We start from the raw sequence: 21,838 nt of genomic DNA on the forward strand, positions 1-21,838 counted from the left end.
GATGCTGTGCTTACGCCCGCGCGCTCATGTTGACGCGCGCGGGCGCACCACATAACCACGACGCAAGAGGAACTCACCATGACCGTGTTGCTGACCTGGCTGATCAACGCGCTCGCGCTGCTGATCATCACCTGGCTGGTGCCGTCGATCCACGTGCGCAGCTTCGGCACCGCGCTGATCGTGGCGATCGTGCTCGGCCTGATCAACGCCGTGCTGCGCCCGCTGCTCATCGTCCTCACGCTGCCCGTGACGATCCTCACGCTCGGCCTGTTCATCCTCGTGGTGAACGCGCTGTGCTTCTGGCTCGCCGCGTCGCTGCTCAAGGGCTTCGAGGTGTCGGGTTTCTGGTCGGCGTTCTTCGGCTCGATCCTGTACAGCATCGTGTCGTGGCTGCTGTCGGCGCTGATCTTCGGCAACCGCAGCCTCGGCTGACGCGTAGTTGACGCTCTGGCCGGGGCTCGCCGCCTCGGCCCACTCATCATGAAACCGATCGAACTCTCATTCGAATTCTTCCCGCCGAAGACCCCGGAAGGCGTTGAGAAGCTGCGCGCCACGCGCGACCAGCTGCTCGCGTTCAAGCCGCGGTTCGTTTCGGTGACCTTCGGCGCGGGCGGCTCGACGCAACAGGGCACGCTCGACACCGTCGCCGAAATCGCCAAGCAAGGCGTGGACGCGGCGCCGCACCTCTCGTGCATCGGCGCGACGCGCGACAGCCTGCGCGACATCCTCGCGCAGTACCGCTCGCACGGCATCCGCCACATCGTGGCGCTGCGCGGCGACCTGCCTTCGGGCATGGGCGAAATGGGCGAGCTGCGCTATGCGTCGGATCTCGTCGCGTTCATCCGCGCCGAAACCGGCGACGCGTTCCACATCGAAGTGGCCGCGTATCCCGAATATCACCCGCAGGCGCGCTCGCCGCGCCACGACCTCGAAGCGTTCGCGCAGAAGGTCAAAGCGGGCGCCGATTCGGCGATCACGCAGTACTTCTTCAATGCGGACGCGTATTTCCGCTTCGTCGACGACGCGCGCAAGCTCGGCGTGGACGTGCCCATCGTGCCCGGCATCATGCCGATCACGAACTACTCGCAGCTCATGCGCTTCTCGGAAATGTGCGGCGCGGAAGTGCCGCGCTGGGTCGCGAAGCGTCTGGAAAGCTTCGGCGACGACCGCGAAGCGATCCGCGCGTTCGGCCTCGACGTGGTGACGGACCTGTGCCGCCGCCTCGTCGACGGCGGCGCGCCGGGCCTGCACTTCTACACGCTCAACGCGGCCAACGCGAGCAAGGCCGTCTGCGAACGTCTGGGCGTCTGAGCCGGTCTTCGAGCATCCGCAAACCGCGCGGCTTCCTTTGCGAAGGAGCCGCGCGGTTTTTTTTCGTGGGTACGCAACTGATGATGGTGATGTGGGTCAAGTAGGTTGATTTGAGACGGTGCCGATAATCACCGGTTTCCTTTTATGTCGGCCGGTTTGCTTTTACATCGGCCGGTTTTCGTTTTATCGGGCTGGATCGCGTGTTGCGTCCGGCTTGCTCACCGCTCTCACCTCCATCCGATTGCACGCCACGGCCGATGCCGATGGCCCGCCCATCATGAATCCCGTCGATCCCGCTCTTACCGCCGGCACGTTCGCCGACGCCGTCGCCGCCTGGCGCGCCGGTGCACACGACGACGCCCGCGCGCGCTGCGCACGGCTGATCGCCGCCAACGCGCACGATGCCGACGCGCTGCATCTCGCAGGGATTCTCGACACGCCGCGCGACCGGCTGGCGGCGCGCGCACTGATCGAGCGCGCGCTGGCCGTGCGCGCCGACGCCAATTTCCTCGTGAGCCTCGCGCTCACCTACGATGCGTCGACGCAGGCGAGCGCCGCCATCGCCACGCTCGAACGCGCGCTCGCGCTCCAGCCCGACTCCGTCATCGCGCTGAACAATCTCGCCAATCTGCACGCGCGGCAGGGCGACACGGCGCGCGCGCTGGCGCTGTTCGAACGCGTGCTGGCGCTCGCGCCCGATTACGCGGCGGCGTATTACAACTACGGCAGCCTGCTGCTGACGAGCGGCGCGCCCGAGCGCGCGGAGGCGCCGCTGCGGCGCGCCGTGGCGCTCGACGCGGGCTACGTGAACGCCTGGAACAATCTGGCGAACGCCCTGATCGCGCTCAACCGCACGGGCGAGGCGCGGGCGCTGCTCGAACACGCGCGCACGCTCGCGCCCGATGCGCCCGACGTGCTCACGAATCTCGGCTGCCTGCTGCGCGCGATCGGCCGTCACGACGAGGCGCGCGATGCGCTCTCGCGCGCGCTCGTCCGGCAGCCGGGCAACGCGGCGGCGTGGAACAACCTCGGCAATGTGAACGTCGATCTCGCGCGCCCCGACGACGCACTCGTGTGCTTCCGGCGCGCCATCGAGATCGACGCGCAGTTCGCGAACGCGCACAGCAATCTCGGCAACGTGTTCAAGAACATGGGCCGCATCGAGGACGCCATCGCCGCCTACCGGCGCGCGCTCGCCTGCGATCCCGGCAATCTGGGCGCGCACAGCAATCTGGTCTACGCGTGCACCTTCGCGAGCGACGACGGCCACGCGATCCGCGCGGAAACCGAGCGCTTCGCCGCCGCGCACGAGGCCGCGTGGCTCGGCGCTCCGTCTGGGCCGCTTGGGCCGTCAGGGCCGCGTGCGCCCGCCGCGTATGCGAACACGCCGGAACCGGCGCGGCGGCTGCGCATCGGCTATGTCTCGCCCGATTTCCGCAACCATTGCCAGGCGCTGTTCATGCAGCCGCTGCTCGCGCATCACGACCACGCGACCTTCGAGATCGTCGGTTATTCGCTCGTCGCGCAACCCGACGACACCACGGCGCGTCTCGCCGCGCACGCGGACCACTGGCGCGACGTGAGCCAGCTCGACGACGAACGCCTCGCGCAGCAGATTCGCGCCGACGGCATCGATATCCTCGTGGATCTGACGATGCACATGGACGGCGCGCGGCGCCTGCTGTTCGCGCGGCGGCCCGCGCCGGTGCAGGTGGCGTGGCTCGCGTATCCGGGCACCACGGGCAGTCCGGCGCTGGGCTGGCGGCTCAGCGATCCGTGGCTCGATCCGCGCGACGTGCCGGATATCGAGGCGCACTACACCGAGCGCACGCTGCGTCTGCCCGACACCTTCTGGTGCTACGACGCGCAGGCGCCCGGCGTCGAGGTGAACGCGCTGCCCGCGCAAGCGGCGATCGAGTCGGCAATCCAGGCGGCAATCGAGTCGGCGACCCATGCAGCGAGTGCGCCGCTCGTCACGCTCGGCTGCCTCAACAATCCGTGCAAGCTCACCGACGCCACCTTCGCGCTGTGGTCGGCCGTGTTCGCCGCGCTGCGCGACGCCGGGCAGGCGCGGCTCGTGCTGATGGCGCCGCCGGGCAGCGCGCGCGAGCGCCTGGGCACGCGGCTCGCGGCGCACGGCATCGATCCGGCGCAGGTGAGCTACGTGGGCTTCCAGGCGCGGAACGACTATCTGCGCACGTGGTCGCAGATCGACCTCGCGCTCGACACCTTCCCGTACAACGGCCACACCACGAGCCTCGATGCGTTCTGGATGGGCGTGCCCGTGCCCACGCGCGTGGGCCGCAGCGCCGCGAGCCGCGCGGGGCTCTCGCTGCTCGCCAATCTCGGCTTGCCCGAACTGGTCGCGCACAGCGACGCGGAATACGTCGACATCGTCGTCTCGCTGGCGCGCGATCTGCCGCGCCTTGCCGCGCTGCGCGCCGGTTTGCGCGCGCGCATGGAAGCTTCGCCGCTGATGGACGGCGCGCGTTTTGCGCGCGGCATGGAAGCCGCGATACGCGAGATGTGGCGCGACTGGTGCGGGCGCGCGGCCGCGGCGTGAAATGCGCCACAGAAACAAAACAGCCCCATAAACGGTGATAAAACTACCAAAAGTGAGCAATAAATCGTGCGAATCGCGTGAGCCGTCGACACCCTGAATCGGCGGGACGCGCTTCGGCGCACGCCTGTCAAGCGAGCGTTTTCCACGAGTCCCGGGACTTTTTGGCTCGCTTGTGACGGCGTAGAGAGGGCAGGTAAGATCGCGCTACGCTGGCTCAGGCCGGCATCGAACTGGAGGAAACATGAAAGAAAACAAACTGTTGCGTGCCGCACGACTGACGTCTCTCGTGACGCTCGCAGCGGCATCGATTGCAGGCGCCCCGCTCGCGCACGCCGCCGGCAGCATTCCGAACAAGACGCTCGTCTACTGCTCGGAAGGCAGCCCCGCCGGTTTCGACCCGGCGCAGTACACGACCGGCGTCGACTTCACCGCGAACACGTTCACCGTCTATAACCGTCTCGTCGAATTCGAACGCGGCGGCACCAAGGTCGAGCCGGGCCTCGCGCAATCGTGGGACGTTTCCCCCGACGGCAAGACCTACACGTTCCATCTGCGCCACGGCGTGAAGTTCCAGACCACCTCGTTCTTCAAGCCCTCGCGCGAATTCGACGCCGACGACGTCGTGTTCACGTTCCAGCGCATGCTCGATCCGAACCAGCCGTTCCGCAAGGCGTATCCGGTGTCGTTCCCGTACTTCACCGACATGGGCCTCGACAAGTTGATCGCCAAGGTCGAAAAGGTCGATCCGTACACCGTGAAGTTCACGCTGAACGAGCCGAACGCGCCGTTCATCCAGAACATGGCGATGGAATTCGCGTCGATTCTCTCGGCCGAATACGCCGATCAGCTGATGAAGGCCGGCAAGGCCGCCGACATGAACCAGTTCCCGGTCGGCACGGGCCCGTTCATCTTCAAGAGCTACACGAAGGACGCGACGATCCGCTTCGACGGCAATCCCGACTACTGGAAGCCCAACACGGTGAAGATCTCGAAGCTGATCTTCTCGATCACGCCGGACGCGAGCGTGCGCGTGCAGAAGCTCAAGCGCGACGAATGCCAGGTGATGAGCTATCCGCGTCCCGCCGACATCGCGCCGCTGAAGGCCGATGCGAACATCGCCATGCCGTCGCAGCCGGGCTTCAACCTCGGCTATCTGTCGTACACGGTCACGCGCAAGCCGATGGACAAGCTCGAAGTGCGTCAGGCGCTCGACATGGCGATCAACAAGAAAGCGATCATCGAGTCGGTGTACCAGGGCGCGGGCCAGGCGGCGACCAATCCGATGCCGCCCACGCAATGGTCCTACGACAAGTCGCTGACGGCGCAGCCGTACGACACGGCGAAGGCCAAGGCGCTGCTCGCGAAGGCCGGTTTCCCGAACGGCTTCGAGATGACGCTCTGGGCGATGCCGGTGCAGCGTCCGTATAACCCGAACGCGCGTCTGATGGCCGAGATGATCCAGGCCGACTGGGCCAAGATCGGCGTGAAGGCGAAGATCGTCACGTACGAGTGGGGCGAGTACATCAAGCGCGCGCACGCGGGCGAGGACGACTCGATGCTGATCGGCTGGACGGGCGACAATGGCGACCCGGACAACTGGCTCGGCACGCTGCTCGGCTGCGACGCCGTGAACGGCAACAACTTCGGCAAGTGGTGCTACAAGCCGTTCGACGACCTGGTCCAGAAGGGCCGTCAGACGTCGAATCAGGCCGAGCGCACGAAGATCTACACGCAGGCGCAGCAGATTTTCGCGCAGCAGCTGCCGTTCTCGCCGATCGCCCACTCGACCGTCTATCAGCCGGTCAGCAAGAAGGTGATCGACATGCGCATCGAGCCGCTGGGCTACGCGCGCTTCGACGGCGTGGGCATGCAGTAAAGATCATCGGGTAAGACTTTCCGCTTCGCCCGCACACCGGGAAAAGAAGCGGAAAATGGTCCGGCGACCGGGGTCACGAGCCCCTGTCGCCGGTTGCGTTTCCATTCAGGCTCATTGAAGTTTTAGGGGGGAACACCACATGTTCCGCTTCGTATTGCGCCGCATCGGCATGGTGATTCCGACGTTCATCGGCATCACGATTCTGGCGTTCGCGCTCATTCACCTGATTCCGGGCGACCCCATCGAAGTGATGATGGGCGAACGCGGCGTCGATCCTCAAATGCACGCCGACGCGATGCACCGCCTCGGGCTCGACGAGCCCCTGCCGATGCAGTATCTGCACTACGTCGGCCACGCGCTGCAAGGCAATCTCGGCACCTCGATCATCACCAACACGAGCGTGATGGGCGAGTTCCTGGCGCGCTTTCCCGCCACCGTCGAACTGTCGATCTGCGCGCTGATCTTCGCGCTCGTGATCGGCCTGCCCGCGGGCGTGTTCGCGGCGCTGCGGCGCGGCACCGTGGTCGATCACGGCGTGATGGGCACGGCGCTCACCGGCTACTCCATGCCGATTTTCTGGTGGGGCCTCATCCTCATCATGGTGTTCTCGTCGAAGCTCGGCTGGACGCCGGTTTCCGGGCGCATCGCGGTGGAGTTCGACATTCCGCGCGTGACCGGCTTCATGCTGATCGACTCGCTGCTGCCGGGCACCGACGAAGGCTCGTTCAAGTCCGCGCTCTCGCATCTGATCCTGCCCGCGATCGTGCTCGGCACGATTCCGCTCGCGGTGGTCGCGCGCATGACGCGCTCGTCGATGCTCGAAGTGCTGCGCGAGGACTACATCCGCACCGCGCGCGCCAAGGGTCTTTCGCCCGTGCGCGTGATCGTCGTGCACGCGCTGCGCAACGCGCTGATTCCCGTCGTGACCGTGATCGGCCTGCAGGTCGGCACGCTGCTCGCGGGCGCGGTGCTCACCGAAACATTGTTCTCCTGGCCCGGCATCGGCAAATGGCTGATCGACGCGATCAGCCGCCGCGATTATCCGGTGGTGCAGGGCGGCATTCTCATGATCGCGACGCTCGTGATCCTCGTGAATCTGGTCGTCGATCTGCTGTACGGCGTGCTGAATCCGCGCATTCGCCATACGAGGTAATCACGCCATGACGATGCAAACCCCACAACACCAAGACAATCGAAAGGAGGCGTGATGGCTGACATTCAGAACACCGCGCCGCGCGCGGTCACGCCGCCTTCGGGACGCGCGCTCGTGCTGCGCGAATTCTGGGCGAACTTCTCGCGCAACAAGGGCGCCGTCGCCGCGGGCGTGATCGTGCTGCTGCTGGTTTTCGTGGCGATCTTCGCGCCGCTGATCGCCCCGCACAGCCCGATCGAGCAATACCGCGACAACGTGAAGATTCCGCCCGCCTGGCTCGACGGCGGCAACTGGAAGTTCATTCTCGGCACCGACGAAGCGGGCCGCGACATCCTCTCGCGCCTGATGTTCGGCGCGCGCCTGTCGCTGTGGATCGGCTGCGTCTCGGTCGTGCTCGCGCTGATTCCGGGCATCGTGCTCGGGCTCGTCGCCGCGTTCTTCGAGAAATGGGCCGACACGCCGATCATGCGTCTGATGGACGTGCTGCTCGCGCTGCCGTCGCTGCTGCTCGCGGTCGCCGTGGTGGCGATCATCGGCCCGGGCCTGACCAACACGATGCTCGCGATCGCGATCGTCGCGTTGCCCGGCTATGTGCGTCTCACGCGCGGCTCGGCGCTCGGCGAACTGCACAAGGAATACGTCACGGCCTCGCGCGTGGCGGGCGCGGGCACGCTGCGGCTGATGTTCTCGCAGGTGCTGCCCAACTGCACGGCGCCGCTGATCGTGCAGGCCACGCTCGGTTTCAGCTCGGCGATTCTCGACGCCGCCGCGCTCGGCTTTCTCGGCCTCGGCGTGCAGCCGCCCGCGGCGGAGTGGGGCGCGATGCTCGCCTCGGCGCGCGACTACATCGATAGCGCATGGTGGATCGTCACGATGCCTGGCCTGTCGATCCTGATCTCGGTGCTTGCGATCAATCTGCTCGGCGACGGGCTGCGCGACGCACTCGATCCCAAGCTGAAGCGGATGGCCTGATATGAAAACGACCCCCACACTCCCTTTGGTCGTTGCCCCCCGAGGGGGCGTCAGTCCTCTTGGGGCGGCCCGGCGAGGCCTGACATGACTGAAGAACTTCTATCCATCCGCAATCTGGCCGTGAATTTCAACGGCCTGCCCGCCGTCGACCGCGTGAATCTTTCCGTGGCGCCGGGCGAAGTGCTCGGCATCGTCGGCGAATCGGGTTCGGGCAAGAGCGTGACGATGATGGCGCTGATGGGCCTGATCGACGCGCCCGGCAAGGTCACGGCCGATTCGGTCACCTTCGATGGCCGCGATCTGCTCAACGCGACCGGCAAGGAGCGCCGCAGCATCGTCGGCAAGGACATCGCGATGGTGTTCCAGGACGCGCTTTCGAGCCTGAATCCGAGCTACACGGTCGGCTATCAGATCAAGGAAGTGCTCAAGCTGCACGAAGGTCTGCGCGGCGCGGCGCTGCATCGGCGCGCGCTCGAACTGCTCGACCAGGTGGGCATTCCCGACGCGAAGAACCGCATCGACAACTTCCCGCACCAGATGTCGGGCGGCATGAACCAGCGCGTGATGATCGCGATGGCCGTGGCCTGCAATCCGAAGCTGCTGATCGCCGACGAGCCCACCACGGCGCTCGACGTGACGATCCAGGCGCAGATCATGGAACTGCTCGTGCGTCTGCAGAAGGAGCGCGGCATGGCGCTCGTGCTGATCTCGCACGATCTGGCCGTGGTCTCCGAAGTCGCGCAGCGCGTGGCCGTGATGTACGCGGGCGAGATCATCGAGACCAATCGCGTGCCGGACATCTTCGCGCGTCCGCATCATCCGTACACGGAGGCGCTGCTCGCGGCGATTCCCGAGCACAACCAGGGCGCGGCGCGCCTCGCCGCGCTGGCGGGCATGGTGCCGGGCCGCGACGATCGTCCGGGCGGCTGTCTGTTCGCGCCGCGCTGCAAGTACGTGATCGACGACTGCAACAAGGCGCGCCCCGCGCTCGCCGAACTCGTCGATCTCGCCAGCGAAAGCGGCGGCTGCGCGCGCGTGCGCTGCATCAAGCCGCTGAACGTGCAGGGCAAGATGGCCGGTCAGGCAGTGAACCCCACGAACGGAGGCGCGCGATGAACGCAGTCCAGAAACCCGCGCCCGACGACAAGGTGCTCGTCGCCGAGGATCTCAAGAAGCATTACAGCGTGAAGCGCGGCATGTTCGGCACGGGCACCGTGAAGGCGCTCAACGGCGTGTCGTTCTCGCTCACGCGCGGACGCACGCTCGCGGTGGTGGGCGAGTCGGGCTGCGGCAAGTCCACGCTCGCGCGCCAGCTCACGATGATCGAGCCGCCCACCTCGGGCAAGCTCACGATCGACGGCGAGGACGTGGCCAATGCGAGCCGCGAGAAGATCGCCGCGCTGCGACGCCGCGTGCAGATGGTGTTCCAGAACCCGTTCGCCTCGCTCAATCCGCGCAAGACCGTCGAGCAGACGCTCGGCGAGCCTCTGGCGATCAACACCAAGCTCACCGCCGCCGAACGCGCGGACCGCATCGCGCACATGATGCGCATCGTCGGCTTGCGGCCCGAGCACGCCAAGCGCTATCCGCATATGTTCTCGGGCGGGCAGCGCCAGCGTGTGGCGATCGCGCGCGCGATGATCCTCGATCCGCAGATCGTGGTCGCCGACGAGCCGGTGTCGGCGCTCGACGTGTCGATCCAGGCGCAGATTCTCAATCTGTTCATGGATCTTCAGGAGCAGTTCCGCACCAGCTACGTGTTCATCTCGCACAATCTGGCGGTGGTCGAGCACATCGCCGACGACGTGATGGTGATGTACCTCGGCGGCGTGGCGGAACTCGGCGACAAGGCCACGGTGATCGGCCGGCCGCGCCATCCGTACACGCGCTCGCTGCTGTCGGCCACGCCCGCGATCTTCGAGGCGGACCGCCGCGTGAAGATCAAGCTGGAGGGCGAATTGCCGTCGCCGCTCAATCCGCCGTCGGGCTGCACGTTCCATCAGCGCTGCCCTTATGCGATCGAGCGGTGCCGCCAGGAAGTGCCCCAACTTCGCGAAGTTGATGGGCGTCAGGTATCCTGCCATCGTGCGGAAGAGGTGGGGGAAATGGATGGGAGCAGTTCGGCCTGATGAGGCAGCGGCGCGCCATGGTGCGCGCTGCGTGCATTCAGACGGCTGCTCCGCCATGTCGATGACGACGCGCGCGCGCTGGCAGGTGCGCGCGCAGTGGCTGGCGAGGAGGGCTCGCGCGGGTTTGCGGATGGTTTTTCGCTCGGAGTGGTGGGGTGCGGGTCCGATGTCCGGGCTGCGCGCGCCCTGGCGGGGTCTCGCGCGTGCGGCGATGGGCGCGGCGCTGGCGTTGGCGATCGTGCTCGGCACTTACGCGGGCGACGCGCTCGCGGCGGGCGCCGCCGCCAATACGCCTAGCGCGCGTCCGCCTGTTCCGGGTATTCCGGCCACGTCCGGCTCGCGCCTGCCTTCGGGCGGCGGCCTGCCCGGCTTCCATTCGCCGCCCGCCGTGCCCAGCTACGCCTCGGGCACCACCGCCGGCGGCCCGGTGCGCACCCGGCCCGCGCGCATGCCGTTCTATGTCGCCACGCGCGGCACCACCACCATCTATCTGCTCGGCACGCTCCACGTGGGCGATCCGGTCGACTATCCGCCCGGCCAGCCGTTTCGCGCGCCCATTCTCGCGGCGCTCAACGCCTCGCCGACACTCGCGCTGGAGCTGTCTCCCGACGATCTGCTGGTCTCGCAGGACGACGTCTCGAAATACGGCGTCTGCCGCAAACCCTGTCTCGAACAACTGCTGCCCGAGCCGCTGTGGATGAAGCTGGCGGCGCGCATGCGCGGCAATCCCGAGGCGCTCGCCGAGATGCGCAAGATGAAGCCGTGGCTCGCCTCGCTGCTGGTGGAAACCTACGATTCGCTGAGCGCGGGCCTGCAAACCGAGTACGGCACCGAGGCGCAATTGCAGAACGTGTTCCTGCGCCTGAAGGGGCGGCGCATCGTCGGGCTGGAGACGCTGTCCGAGCAGATGCGCGCGTTCACGAACCTGAACCTCGCGCAGCAGCGCGAAATGCTGGCGCAGGATCTCGCGCAGACGCCCGCGCAGAACGTGGCCGACGTGCAGACGCTGCTGCGCCTCTGGCGCGTGGGCGATGCCGATGCCATCGCCGCCTGGGAAGCCGCGCGTACCGAAAAGCTCTCGCACGACTGGCGCGTGGCGGCGTCGGTGGACAACCGCATCGTCTACGAGCGCAACCGGCGCTTCGTCGTGCGCATGCAGCAGTACGCGGCGCCGAACAAGCCGCTGTTCGTGGCGATCGGCGCGCTGCATCTGGGCGGGCGCAAAGGGGTGCTGCAGTTGCTGCGCCAGCGCGGTTTCACGGTCGATCCGGGTTGAGTTTTGGCGGGCGGGGTGGAGCGTCGGCCTTGTCCACTTTGTCTGCGTCGTCCGCTCGGTCCATCTGGTCGACGAGATCGGGCGATGCCGTCGTTTCGCGCGCGTCGTCGGTTTCGCTGAGGGCGGGGCGCACGCGCTTCGATTTTCTCCGCGGCTTCGGCGGCGTGGCGGCGGGCGCTTTCTCCGCGATCTCCGGTTCCAGTTTCGGCGCGGCCGCCCGCGTCTTCGCGCCCACCCGCGTGCGCGCCGACGGCGCGGCGGCGAGCGCGTCGCGGACCTCGTCGATGGCGTCGCGCCAGTCGCCCACCTCACGCTGGCGGAACAGCCGCGCCGTGGGATACCACGGCGAATCGGCGCGATGTTCGAGCCAGCGCCACTCGCCGTTCGCGGGCACCAGCACCCAGACCGGCTTGCCGAGCGCGCCCGCCAGATGCGCGATCGACGTATCCACGGCGATCACGAGATCGAGATTCATGATGAGCGCCGCCGTATCGGCGAAATCGTGCAGATCGGCGCTGAAATCGTGGATCACGACCTGCGCCCCGGCATCGGTGAGATCGGTGGCATCGGCGAGTTGGGCGCGCGCCGCCTCGCCCTTCTGTAGCGAGAACCAGCTGATGCGCTCCAGCGCGAACCACTCACGCAGCGCGGCGAGCGGCACCGAGCGGTTGCGGTCGTTGTAGAAGTCGGGATTGCCCGCCCAGACGAGCCCGACGCAGCGATGCCCGGCGGGCTTGCGCGCCGTGGCGGCCTTTCCCTTCTGCGCGGGCATGGCCCCGCCCGCGCGCCGCGCGAGATCGGCCTGCATGGCCGCCAGCACGCGCGGTTGCCACGCCGCGATCTCCGTCTCGCGCGCGAACAGATACGGCACCGTGGCCGGAATCGTTTCGAGCGTCGTGCCGACCACGGGCGGCACGCTCATCATGTAGATCCAGTAGTCGTAGCCGCCCGACGGCGCGCCCGACCACGCGCGATGCACGCCCGGCACCGACTGTGCGAGCCACACCAGCGCGCGCGGCACGCAGACGTCCACGCTCGCGCCGCGCGCGGCGATCTCGGCGGCGTAGCGCACGAACTGGATCTGGTCGCCGAAACCCTGTTCGTGGACCAGCAGCACGCGCTTGCCCGCCAGCGGCTCGCCGCGCCATTCGGGCATGCCCTCGACGTCGAACAGCGCGTAGTCGGCGGCGCGCCAGCGTCGCGCATAGGACGCCCAGCCCTCGCGGTACTCGCCGCGCTTGAGCTTGAGCCAGACGAGGTTCTGCTGCGCGTCGGCGTGGTCGGGGTCGAGTTCCAGCGCGCGCAGATAGTACGGCTCCTCCTCGTCGTTGCGGCCCTGCGCGCCCAGCGCCGAGCCGAGGCAGACGAGGTTGGCCGGATTCGGCGCCAGCGCCACCGCATGGCGATAGCACTTCTCGGCGCTGCGGTAGTCGCCCGTGCGCCCGAGCAGCGTGCCGAGGTTCACCCACGCCGCCGCGTAAGCCGGATCGAGTTCGAGCGCGCGCAGAAAACTGGCGACGGCCGCCTGTTCGTCGCCGTGCGCGTTCAGGGCGTTGGCCAGGTTGAAGTGGATGCCCGCGTCGCCGGGCGCGAGCGCCAGCGCCGCGCGATAGCAGGCGAGCGCCTCGCCGTGGCGGCCGAGCGCGGCGAGCGTGCTGCCGAGATTCACGTGGGCGTCGGTGTAGTGCGGCGCGAGCGCGAGCGCGGCACGGCCATGTTCGACCGCGCCCGCGAGATCGCCCTGATCGCGCAGCGCGAGCGCGAGATGACTGTGCGCCTCGGCGAACGACGGTTCGAGCCGCAGCGCCTCGTGCAGGCTGCGCACGGCCTCGGCGGTCTCGCCCAGCGCGCGTGCCGCGAGCGCGCGAACGCTCCAGCAGATCGCGTCGCCGCTGGCGCAGGCGAGCGCGCGGTCCATCAGCAGCAGCGCGCCGCGATGGTCGCCGAGTTGATGACGCGCGACGCCCCAGTAATGCAGCGCCGCCGCGTGCGTGGCGTCTTGCGCGACGAGCGCCATGTAGAGCGACTGTGCGGTGTCGAGATGCCCGGCGCGGTGCGCGTCGAGCGCGGCGGCGAGGCGGGTATCGGCACGTGCGTCGGCATGTGCGTCGGCATGAGCGTCGGGATGCGGCGGCGCGGCGGCGGAGGCTTGCGGAGCAGCATCGTGGGCGTGGGCGGACGGCCAGGCGTCGGGATCGGGCGGGAGCATGGGAAATAGGGGCGGCGTGGCCACGGCGGCGCGAACCCGTGGACGAACCGTGAACTTGAAGGGAGGAACCGAACAAGTTAGCGGTCCGACCCCGTTGCGACGATCAGAAAATTCCCAAACCGACGCGGCGAACCGTCAAAAATCGTCGCTGCCCGGGGGCACATCGCGATCGGTTCGAGTGCGATTCAGGAGCGAATCTGGATCAAACGCCCGCCCATGCTTTCGTCGGAATCCGATATCGACGCCGCAGCCGCGCCCCTACGATGAGCCTTTCAACTGCGGAGAGCCCATCATGTCGACTCTTTCGGACGCCGGGCGCACCGCGCCGCTCGTCAGCGTCATCACGCCCACGTGGGCGCGCGAGGCCATGCTGCCGTTCGCGTATCGCCAGTTCGCGCAGCAGGATCTCGGGCACGACAGCGGCTGCGAATGGATCGTGATCGACGACAGCGACACGCCGAGCGCTTTCCTCCAGCAGCTCGACGATGCGCGCGTCGTCTATCGGCATCTGCCTCGGCGCATGAGCATCGGCGAGAAGCGCAATCTCGCGGTGCAGCTCGCGCGCGCCGACGTCATCGCCCATTTCGACGACGACGAGTACTACGCGCCGCACTATCTGCGCACGATGCTCGGCCAGATGCGCGCGCAGGACGCCGATTTCGTGAAGCTCGGCGCGTTCTTTCTCTACAGCCGCGTGTACGGCTGCTACGGCTGGTGGGATCTGCTGAAGAAAAGCGGGCTGCATTTCAAGTGGAGCGCGCAGCCGATGGCGGCGCTCAACTTTCCCGACGAGCACCGCGCGTTCGCCGACAACCAGCTCGGCTACGGCTTCAGCTATGTGTATCGCAAGCCGGTCTGGGAAGCGGCGCCGTTCGAGCCGTGTTCGTTCAACGAGGACGCCCTGTTCGCGCAGGCCGCGCTCGCGCGCGGCGCGAAGTTCGCCCTGCTCGCCGACGACGCCGGCCTGTGTCTGCACGTGCTGCATGCGTACAACACGTCGATGAGCTTTCCGCAGTTCCTGCTGCCCGACGCGCTGGTGGCGCGGCATTTTCCCGATTTCACGCGCTTCGTCGCGACGCTGCCGTAGCGGCGTCGCGATGTCGCGATGTTCTGGCGTCGTGGCGGCTCAGGCGTGTGCGCCCGCCGCGCGCACGCCGATGCCCGCCTCGTCGAGCGCCGCGCGGATGCGCCGCGCGAATTCGAGCGCGTGCGGCCCGTCGCCGTGCAGGCAGATGGTCTGCGCGTTGAGCGGCACCCACGCGCCGTCGACGGCCTGCACGCGCTGTTCGCGGATCATCGCGAGCGTGCGCGCGAGCACGGCGTCCTGGTCGTCGAGCAGGGCGCCCGGCTCGCTGCGCGGCACGAGCGAGCCGTCGGCGCGATAGCCGCGGTCGGCGAACACTTCCTCGACCGCCACGAGGCCCGTTTCCCGCGCGGCCGCCACCAGCCCGCTGCCCGCGAGCGCGAACACCGTCACCGACGGATCGAAGTCGTGCACGGCGGAGACGATCGCGTCGGCGATCTTCGCGTCGCGCGCGGCCTGGTTATAGAGCGCGCCATGCGGCTTGACGTGCGCGATGCGGCCGCCTTCGACCTGCGCAATCGCCGACAGCGCGCCGAGCTGATACAGCACGCCCGCGTAGATCTCCTCGGCGGGCAGATCCATTTCCTTGCGGCCGAAGTTCTCGGGATCGTTGAAGCTCGGGTGCGCGCCGATCGACACGCCTTTCTCCACGGCCCAGCGCACGCATTCGCGCATGGCGTTGGCGCCGCCCGCGTGCCAGCCGCACGCGATATTGGCCGAGCTTACGAGGTCGAGCAGCGCCTCGTCGGCGCCGCAGCCTTCGCCGAGGTCGGCGTTCAGATCGATGGTCGTCATGGTGGTTCTCTCCGTGTTGCCTCACGTCCGCGTCGCGCGCGGGCGTGTCGTTGCCTGTGTTGCGTGGTGTTGCGTGTTATTGCCGGTTACCGCGTGATGCCAGGTCGTGCCGATATCGCTGCGCGCCTCAACTCCCCGCCGCCGCGCGCTTGCGGCTCGCGTAGCGTTCTTCCTGCATGCCGATGGCGGCGTCGATCTGGCGCAGATACGCGCGCGCCTCTTCGAGCGCGTGGCGCGCCACCGCAGGCGTCGCCTCGACGAAGCGCACGCCCGCCGTCAGCCGCACCTGCGCGAGCTTCCACAAATCGGCGCGGATCACGGCGCCGATCCGCGGATAGCCGCCCGTGGTCTGCGCGTCGCTCATCAGCACGATGGGCTGGCCGTTGGGCGGCACCTGGATCGTGCCGGGCAGCACGGCGTGCGAGAGCAGGGCGCCGCCCGCGTCGGGCGCGGCGCGCGCGAGCGGCGTGCCGTCGAGCCGGTAGCCCATGCGGTTGCTGTTGGGCGTCACCTGCCATTCGTCGGACCAGAACGCGCGCTGCGACTCGGGCGCGAAGCTCGCGTATTCGGGGCCGGGCAGCACGCGCACGGGCACGGCCCAGAGCACGCCGTCGGGATGGCGGCCGCGCCGGTGATGCGGTTCGTCCACGTGAACGAAGTTGCACAGCGTCGGCGCCTTCACACCGAACGGCGGCGCGTCGGGGCCGAGCGAGGCGCGCTCGCCGCCCGGCGCGAACGAGGCGCCCGAGGCGAGCCGGTCGCCGTCCTTGAGCGCGCGGCCCGCGAGGCCGCCGAAACCGGCGGCGAGGTCGGTGCTGCGCGAGCCGAGCATCGGCAGCACGTCGATGCCGCCCGCCACGCACACATACGCGCGCATGCCGCGTTTCGCGCCGTTCAGCACGAGCGTTTCGCCCGCCGCGACCGGCAGGCTCCACCACGACCAGACGGGCTTGTCGCCGAGCGTCGCGCCGAAGTCGGTGCCGGTGATGGCGACGCGCGTGGCGCGTGCGAAGCGCAGCGCGACCGGGCCGAAGGTGATTTCGAGCCCCGCCGCGTCGGGGCGGTTGCCGACCAGCCGGTTGCCCACTTCGAGCGCGAGCGTGTCGAGTGCGCCGCCCGTCGCGACGCCCAGATGGCGGTAGCCGGGGCGGCCGAGATCCTGGACCGTGGTGAGACGGCCCGCGCGCAGGACTTCGATCATGCGAGGACCTCCGCGATCGTGAAACGCACGCGGTCGCCGGGCAGCAGCAGCGTGGGCGGCTGGCGCGCGGGATCGAACAGCGCGAGCGCGGTGCGGCCGATCAGTTGCCAGCCGCCGGGCGATTGCGCCGGATAGATGCCGGTCTGCTCGCCGCCGATGCCGACCGAACCGGCGGGCACGGCCAGACGCGGTTCGGCGCGGCGCGGCGTGTGCAGCGCCGCGTCGAGGCCGCCGAGATAGGCGAAGCCCGGCTGGAAGCCGAGAAAGAACACCGTGTAGACGCCCGCCGCGTGACGCCGCGCGACCTCTTCGGGCGCGAGGCCCGTATGGCGCGCGACCTCGACGAGATCGGGGCCCGCCGCGCCGCCGTAGCTCACCGGAATCTCGACGTCGCGGCCTTCGGGCTGCGCGTGAGCGGCGCCGTGGCTGTCGGCGCTGTCGTTGGCGGTTTCGTCGGCGCTGTCGGCGCTGTCGGCGGCGCGCCACGCGGCTTCGAGCGCGGCGGCGAGCGCGGCGGCATCGGCGTCGAGCGCATCGAAGGCGATCGTCAGGTTGTTCATGCCGGGCACGACTTCGCGCACGGCGGCCCAGCCGCGCGCCTGCGCGGCCACGGCCCAGATGCGGCGCTGAACTTCCAGCGTGGCGGGCGGCGGCGCTTCGCAGACGAGCGCCTCGTCGCCGAGAAAGTAGATGCGTGGAACGGGTATGCGCATGGTGTCGGGAAGTGGAGGGCGAAGCGGCCGCGCGTCGGCGCGAGGCCGGGCGCGAGAGAAGCGGGCCGCGCCCGGCGGCCGTTTTTGTCAGGTTACATTCTCGATAAATTATCGACAAATTCTCAACAAGCGTTTGTGCCAGGCGCGTCGCGCACGGACCGCCTCTACACTGGCGCCACCACTGTCACGCCGGGACACCCGCCATGCCGCGCCAGCCGACCAGGATCGTTTCGTCCGAACATCTCGTTTCCGCGACGAGCGCCGAACTCTCCGAACTCGAGTACGCGCTCATCATGGCCAGCAACGCGTTCAGCCGCTGGATGGTGCGCTGCATGTCGGCGGCCGGGGCCAAGGATATGACGCCGATCGAGGTGTCGCTGCTGCATCACGTCGGCCATCGCGACCGGCGCAAGAAGCTCGCCGATATCTGCTTCGTGCTCAATATCGAGGATACGCACGTCGCCACCTATGCGCTGAAGAAGCTCGTCGCGCGCGGCTACGTGGCGAGCGAGAAGAGCGGCAAGGAAGTGTTCTTCGCGGTGACGCCCGCGGGGCGCGAGCTGTGCCTGCGTTATCGCGACGTGCGCGAGAGCTGCCTGATCGCCACGCTCAAGGAAAGCGGCCTGTCCAACGCGCAGATCGGCGATGCCGCGCAGCTGATGCGCAACGCGTCCGGGCTCTACGACACGGCGGCGCGCGCGGCGGCTTCGCTTTGAGCCGATGAGTCGATGAGTCGATAGCCCGGCGATCAGGACGATCGCGGCGACGGGAACGATGCGCGCTGGTTTCAGCCTTCGGCGACCCGACGCGCCACCCGTTGCGCGTCGTGATTCGCGTCGTCATTCTCGCCGTGATGCTCGCCGCGATGCGCGAGATGCGCGCCCGTTTCGGTGACCACGGCGTCGAGCGGCAGATCGTGCGCTTCCGGTTCGAGCACGCCGTCGTCGATGCGGCACGCTTCGTACGCGAGGCCCACGGTGTACGGCGGCTGCGCGCCGGGCCACGCGGCGAGCGTGCGGTCGTAATAGCCGCCGCCATAGCCGAGCCGATAACCCGCGCGGTCGAAGCCCACGCACGGCACCAGCAGCAGGTCGGGCACGACGGCGAGCGGCTGCGCCGGTTCGGGGATGCCGTGATGCCCTTCGCGCATCGGCGCGTCCGGCGTCCAGGCGTAGAAATGCAGCGGCGTGTGGCGCTCGGGAATCGCGGGCAGCGCAGCGCTTCGCGAGGTGCCGGCGGCGAGCCACGTGGCGATCCACGTGCGCGCGTCGAACTCGCCCGACAGCGGCCAGTAAAAGCCGATCGAACGCGGCGCGAGACGCGCAATCAGCGCATCGAGATGCCCCGTCAGAGCAACGCTTACAGTGGCGTCCGAAGACGCCGCCAGGCGTGCTGCGCGCAGCTTTAGGCGCCAGTCCTTTTTGGCTTCCGCAAGGGGCTTGCGTGCTATGCTTGGGTTCACCTCGCGCTCCAGAAATAACGATGTCCAAACGCCTTGTTCGAGTATATCGCGTGGTCGGTCTCGCACTGACCGCCGCGGCACTCGTCGCGTGCAGCACGGCCGACGCCGTGCGGCCCGTCGCCCTGCCCATCGGGGCGACTCTCACGCCCGACGACCAGACTTTCATCCAGCTTCGCGAAGCCGCGCGCAACAACGATCCGGCGCGCGCCGCGCAACTCGCCGCGATGATCCCGGACTATCCGGCGCCGTCGTATCTCGAGTACTTCCAGCTCAAGCCGCAGTTGTTCGATTCGCAGGGCCACGCGCGCGTGGACGCGCCCGACGCGCCCGTGCTGTCGTTCCTGCAACGCCACGACGGCGAGGCCATCGGCGACCGCATGCGCAACGACTATCTGCTCGTGCTGGGCGCGCGTCACGACTGGGCGAACTTCGACAAGCAATACCCGCGCTTCGTCCTCAACGACGACACGCAGGTGAAGTGCTACGCGCTGGAGTCGCGCGCGGCACGCGGCGAGAACGTCGCCGACGACGCGCGCGCGCTGCTCACCGAGCCGCGCTATTACGGCGACGGCTGCGTCGACCTCATCACCGCGCTCGCCATCAAGAACCAGTTCTCGACCGACGACGTCTGGCAGCAGATCCGCCTCGCCTACGAGCAGAACCAGACCACCACCGGCTCGAAGCTGCTCGACGCGCTCGCGCAGCGTCCCGACCCCACGGCGTTCAGCCAGGCGATCAGCACGCCGCCGCTCACGCTCGCACGCGGTGTCGGCGCCGACCCGCAATCGCATCAGCTCGCGCTGCTCGCCGTCACGGTGATGGCGCGCAACGATCCGGCCATGACCGCCGCCACCTACGCGGCCGTCGCGCCCTCGCTCACCTCGCCCGAGCGGGCGATCGGCTGGGGCACGATCGGCTATCAAGCGGCGCTCAAGCGCATGCCGGGCGCGCTCGACTGGTATCGCCTTTCCGCCAACGCGCCGCTTTCGAGCCCAGCTTACGAATGGCGCACGCGCGCCGCGCTGCTCGGCGGCGACTGGACCATGGTGCGCTGGTCGATCGAGCAGATGCCGGCCGCGCTGCGCGCGCAGCCGTCGTGGGTCTACTGGCACGCGCGCGCGCTCAAGCAGGCGGGCGAGACCGGTCAGGCGAGCCAGGAATTCGCCTCGATCTCGCAGGGCTATAACTTCTACGGCCAGCTCGCCACCGAGGAACTCGGCCAGAAGATCACCATTCCGCCGAAGACCACGGTCAGCGACGCCGAAGTCGCGCAGGCCGGCCAGACGCCGGGCTTCGCGCTCGCGCAGCGTTTCTACGCGCTGAATCTGCGTCTCGAAGGCAACCGCGAATGGAACTGGCCGCTGCGCGGCATGAACGACCGTCAGCTGCTCGCGGCCGCCGAATACGCGAAACGCATCCAGCTGCTCGACCGCACGGTGAACACGGCCGACCGCACGCAAAGCGAGCACGACTTCTCGCTGCGCTACCTCGCGCCGTTCCGCGACGTGGTGGAGCGCGACGCGCAGACCAATGGCCTCGACGTCGAATGGGCCTACGGTTTGATCCGTCAGGAATCGCGCTTCATCCTCAACGCGAAGTCGGGCGTGGGCGCGAGCGGCCTGATGCAGATCATGCCCGCCACGGCGCAGATGGTCGCGAAGAAGATCGGCATCGGTCCGCTTTCGCGCGATCAGCTCGACGACCTGGACACCAATATCCTGCTCGGAACGAACTATTTGTCGATGATTTACAATCAGTTCGACGGTTCCGCCGTGCTCGCCACCGCGGGCTACAACGCGGGACCGGGACGCCCGCGCCAGTGGCGTTCCACCTTGCAGGGCGGCGTCGAAGGCGCCATCTTCGCGGAAACCATTCCGTTCCAGGAAACCCGCGATTACGTGAAAAACGTGTTGTCCAACACGGTCTACTATGCGGCGCTGTTCGAGGGCCGTCCGCAATCGCTGAAGGCGCGTCTCGGCTACATTTCGCCGTAAGCGCCACGCGGCGCGTTCCGCTCGCACGCGGGCCGCGCCGCCTCGCCAGCCGTCTCCCGCGGACCTCCCCACGCCTCGCCGCCGTCTGCACGAGGAGGTCGAAGATGAGACATCAAGCCATCGCGGTCATCGGCGGTTCGGGATTCATCGGCAGCCACCTCGTCAATGCGCTCGTCGAGGCCGGCAAGACCGTGCGCGTGGCCACCCGGCGCCGCGCCAACGCCCGCCATCTCACCCTGTTGCCCATCGACGTGCTCGAAACCGACGTGAGCGATCCCGTCGCGCTCGCGGGCTTTCTCGAAGGCGCGGACGCCGCCATCAATCTCGTCGGCACGCTCAACGGCGGCCACGGCACGCCTTACGGCGCGGGCTTCGCGAAGCTCCACGTCGATTTACCCACCAAGATCGTCGCCGCCTGCGAGAGCAAGGGCGTGCACCGGCTCATCCACCTGAGCGCGCTGGGCGCCGATCCGCGCGGCCCGAGCATGTATCTGCGCTCGAAGGGCGACGGCGAAAAGGCCGTGCACGCGTCCGCGTCGCTGGCCTCCACGATCTTCCGCCCGTCGGTCGTGTTCGGTCCCGAGGACAGCTTTCTCAACCGTTTCGCCGTGCTGCAAAAACTCTTTCCGATGATCCCGCTGGGCATGCCGGATGCGAAGTTTCAACCGGTGTTTGTCGGCGACGTGTCGAAGGCGATCGTGAATGTGCTCGATCTCGACGCCGCGAGCGGGCACACTTACGAACTCGGCGGCCCGACCGTCTACACGCTCGAACAGCTCGTGCAGTACTGCGGCGAGGCGATCGGCAAGCACGCGCGCATCGTGCGGCTGCCCGACGCGTTCGCGCGCTTGCAGGCGTTCTCGTTCGAGTTCGCGCCGGGCGAGCCGGTGCTCACGCGCGACAATCTCGATTCGATGAAAGTCGACAGCGTGCTGAGCGGCCCGCTCGCGCCCGAACTGGGTGTCGAGCCCGCGAGCATCGAAACGATCGCGCCGCTCTATCTCGCCGACGCCTCGCTGCGCTCGCGCCTGAACATCTTCCGCGCCAGCGCGGGACGATAAACCGGCGAGCCGGACGCGGCGCACGAGATTCCAGGCACG

18 protein-coding genes are annotated in these 21,838 nt (G+C 68.2%); 13 read left to right on the forward strand and 5 right to left on the reverse strand.

Features of this window, described 5'->3' with window-relative positions; genetic code table 11:
- Positions 1–78: 78 nt before the first annotated feature.
- The 9 genes from LDO54_RS32295 to LDO54_RS32335 all read left to right on the forward strand — a co-directional run bounded on the left by LDO54_RS32295 (position 79) and on the right by LDO54_RS32335 (position 11,280).
- The gene (locus tag LDO54_RS32295) at positions 79–432 is read left to right on the forward strand and encodes a phage holin family protein (RefSeq protein ID WP_224015765.1); all 354 of its coding nucleotides are present in this window, start codon (positions 79–81) and stop codon (positions 430–432) included.
- Between the two features lie 48 nt (positions 433–480).
- Complete coding sequence (metF, locus tag LDO54_RS32300) at positions 481–1,311, forward strand: methylenetetrahydrofolate reductase [NAD(P)H] (protein ID WP_224015767.1); 831 nt, start codon at positions 481–483, stop codon at positions 1,309–1,311.
- A 277-nt stretch (positions 1,312–1,588) separates the two neighbouring features.
- Positions 1,589–3,874, forward strand: a complete 2,286-nt coding sequence (locus tag LDO54_RS32305; RefSeq protein WP_224015769.1) for an O-linked N-acetylglucosamine transferase family protein — start codon at positions 1,589–1,591, stop codon at positions 3,872–3,874.
- Positions 3,875–4,115: 241 nt separating this feature from the next.
- Positions 4,116–5,750 (forward strand): ABC transporter substrate-binding protein, encoded by a 1,635-nt coding sequence (locus LDO54_RS32310; RefSeq protein WP_224015771.1) that lies wholly within the window; start codon positions 4,116–4,118, stop codon positions 5,748–5,750.
- Positions 5,751–5,889: 139 nt separating this feature from the next.
- A complete protein-coding gene (locus LDO54_RS32315) occupies positions 5,890–6,903 on the forward strand; it encodes an ABC transporter permease subunit (RefSeq protein WP_224015773.1) in 1,014 nt (337 codons plus the stop codon).
- 54 nt (positions 6,904–6,957) lie between these two features.
- Entirely contained in the window at positions 6,958–7,875 is a 918-nt protein-coding gene (locus LDO54_RS32320) for an ABC transporter permease subunit (RefSeq protein WP_224015775.1), read from the forward strand.
- 84 nt (positions 7,876–7,959) lie between these two features.
- Positions 7,960–8,991, forward strand: coding sequence for an ABC transporter ATP-binding protein (locus tag LDO54_RS32325; protein ID WP_224015777.1), 1,032 nt, complete (start codon positions 7,960–7,962; stop codon positions 8,989–8,991).
- Positions 8,988–10,004: a peptide ABC transporter ATP-binding protein gene (locus LDO54_RS32330; protein WP_224015779.1), complete on the forward strand. Its 1,017-nt coding sequence runs from the start codon at positions 8,988–8,990 to the stop codon at positions 10,002–10,004. The genes LDO54_RS32325 and LDO54_RS32330 overlap by 4 nt, the downstream gene beginning before the upstream one ends.
- Positions 10,005–10,065: 61 nt before the next feature.
- Complete coding sequence (locus LDO54_RS32335) at positions 10,066–11,280, forward strand: TraB/GumN family protein (protein WP_224015885.1); 1,215 nt, start codon at positions 10,066–10,068, stop codon at positions 11,278–11,280.
- Here the strand turns inward: LDO54_RS32335 and LDO54_RS32340 are convergent.
- Entirely contained in the window at positions 11,261–13,489 is a 2,229-nt protein-coding gene (locus LDO54_RS32340; protein ID WP_224015782.1) for a tetratricopeptide repeat protein, read from the reverse strand. The two genes, LDO54_RS32335 and LDO54_RS32340, sit on opposite strands and share 20 nt — an antisense overlap.
- 292 nt (positions 13,490–13,781) lie before the next feature.
- On the opposite strand from LDO54_RS32340, the gene LDO54_RS32345 reads away from it, so the two are divergent.
- The gene (locus LDO54_RS32345; RefSeq protein WP_224015784.1) at positions 13,782–14,576 is read left to right on the forward strand and encodes a glycosyltransferase family 2 protein; all 795 of its coding nucleotides are present in this window, start codon (positions 13,782–13,784) and stop codon (positions 14,574–14,576) included.
- A gap of 39 nt (positions 14,577–14,615) precedes the next feature.
- On the opposite strand, the gene pxpA is transcribed toward LDO54_RS32345, so the two are convergent.
- From pxpA to pxpB, 3 genes are all read right to left on the reverse strand, one after another.
- Complete coding sequence (gene pxpA, locus LDO54_RS32350) at positions 14,616–15,368, reverse strand: 5-oxoprolinase subunit PxpA (RefSeq protein WP_224015786.1); 753 nt, start codon at positions 15,366–15,368, stop codon at positions 14,616–14,618.
- Positions 15,369–15,495: 127 nt separating this feature from the next.
- Positions 15,496–16,569 (reverse strand): biotin-dependent carboxyltransferase family protein, encoded by a 1,074-nt coding sequence (locus tag LDO54_RS32355; RefSeq protein ID WP_224015789.1) that lies wholly within the window; start codon positions 16,567–16,569, stop codon positions 15,496–15,498.
- Positions 16,566–17,276 carry a 5-oxoprolinase subunit PxpB gene (gene pxpB / locus LDO54_RS32360; RefSeq protein WP_224015887.1) on the reverse strand — a complete coding sequence of 237 codons (711 nt, stop codon included), beginning with the start codon at positions 17,274–17,276 and terminating at the stop codon, positions 16,566–16,568. The genes LDO54_RS32355 and pxpB overlap by 4 nt, the downstream gene beginning before the upstream one ends.
- A gap of 209 nt (positions 17,277–17,485) precedes the next feature.
- On the opposite strand from pxpB, the gene LDO54_RS32365 reads away from it, so the two are divergent.
- Entirely contained in the window at positions 17,486–17,998 is a 513-nt protein-coding gene (locus LDO54_RS32365) for a winged helix DNA-binding protein (RefSeq protein WP_224015792.1), read from the forward strand.
- A gap of 71 nt (positions 17,999–18,069) precedes the next feature.
- Here the strand turns inward: LDO54_RS32365 and LDO54_RS32370 are convergent, their stop codons facing one another.
- Positions 18,070–18,744, reverse strand: coding sequence for a 5-formyltetrahydrofolate cyclo-ligase (locus tag LDO54_RS32370; RefSeq protein WP_436975741.1), 675 nt, complete (start codon positions 18,742–18,744; stop codon positions 18,070–18,072).
- A 20-nt stretch (positions 18,745–18,764) separates the two neighbouring features.
- Between LDO54_RS32370 and LDO54_RS32375 the strand changes: the two genes are divergently transcribed.
- Positions 18,765–20,738, forward strand: a complete 1,974-nt coding sequence (locus tag LDO54_RS32375) for a lytic transglycosylase domain-containing protein (RefSeq protein ID WP_224015794.1) — start codon at positions 18,765–18,767, stop codon at positions 20,736–20,738.
- A gap of 104 nt (positions 20,739–20,842) precedes the next feature.
- Entirely contained in the window at positions 20,843–21,799 is a 957-nt protein-coding gene (locus LDO54_RS32380; protein WP_224015796.1) for a complex I NDUFA9 subunit family protein, read from the forward strand.
- Positions 21,800–21,838 lie beyond the last annotated feature (39 nt).

Origin of the sequence: Paraburkholderia tropica, from assembly GCF_914484835.1 — a bacterium.
In the GTDB taxonomy this organism is placed as follows: domain Bacteria; phylum Pseudomonadota; class Gammaproteobacteria; order Burkholderiales; family Burkholderiaceae; genus Paraburkholderia; species Paraburkholderia tropica_A.

Excerpts from the sequence above, each read along its gene's own strand:
- LDO54_RS32295 (WP_224015765.1), top strand. The coding sequence starts at position 79 with ATGACCGTGTTGCTGACCTGGCTGATCAACGCGCTCGCGCTGCTGATC.
- metF (WP_224015767.1), top strand. The coding sequence starts at position 481 with ATGAAACCGATCGAACTCTCATTCGAATTCTTCCCGCCGAAGACCCCG.
- LDO54_RS32305 (WP_224015769.1), top strand. The coding sequence starts at position 1,589 with ATGAATCCCGTCGATCCCGCTCTTACCGCCGGCACGTTCGCCGACGCC.
- LDO54_RS32310 (WP_224015771.1), top strand. The coding sequence starts at position 4,116 with ATGAAAGAAAACAAACTGTTGCGTGCCGCACGACTGACGTCTCTCGTG.
- LDO54_RS32315 (WP_224015773.1), top strand. The coding sequence starts at position 5,890 with ATGTTCCGCTTCGTATTGCGCCGCATCGGCATGGTGATTCCGACGTTC.
- LDO54_RS32320 (WP_224015775.1), top strand. The coding sequence starts at position 6,958 with ATGGCTGACATTCAGAACACCGCGCCGCGCGCGGTCACGCCGCCTTCG.
- LDO54_RS32325 (WP_224015777.1), top strand. The coding sequence starts at position 7,960 with ATGACTGAAGAACTTCTATCCATCCGCAATCTGGCCGTGAATTTCAAC.
- LDO54_RS32330 (WP_224015779.1), top strand. The coding sequence starts at position 8,988 with ATGAACGCAGTCCAGAAACCCGCGCCCGACGACAAGGTGCTCGTCGCC.
- LDO54_RS32335 (WP_224015885.1), top strand. The coding sequence starts at position 10,066 with ATGACGACGCGCGCGCGCTGGCAGGTGCGCGCGCAGTGGCTGGCGAGG.
- LDO54_RS32340 (WP_224015782.1), bottom strand. The coding sequence starts at position 13,489 with ATGCTCCCGCCCGATCCCGACGCCTGGCCGTCCGCCCACGCCCACGAT.
- LDO54_RS32345 (WP_224015784.1), top strand. The coding sequence starts at position 13,782 with ATGTCGACTCTTTCGGACGCCGGGCGCACCGCGCCGCTCGTCAGCGTC.
- pxpA (WP_224015786.1), bottom strand. The coding sequence starts at position 15,368 with ATGACGACCATCGATCTGAACGCCGACCTCGGCGAAGGCTGCGGCGCC.
- LDO54_RS32355 (WP_224015789.1), bottom strand. The coding sequence starts at position 16,569 with ATGATCGAAGTCCTGCGCGCGGGCCGTCTCACCACGGTCCAGGATCTC.
- LDO54_RS32365 (WP_224015792.1), top strand. The coding sequence starts at position 17,486 with ATGCCGCGCCAGCCGACCAGGATCGTTTCGTCCGAACATCTCGTTTCC.
- LDO54_RS32375 (WP_224015794.1), top strand. The coding sequence starts at position 18,765 with ATGTCCAAACGCCTTGTTCGAGTATATCGCGTGGTCGGTCTCGCACTG.
- LDO54_RS32380 (WP_224015796.1), top strand. The coding sequence starts at position 20,843 with ATGAGACATCAAGCCATCGCGGTCATCGGCGGTTCGGGATTCATCGGC.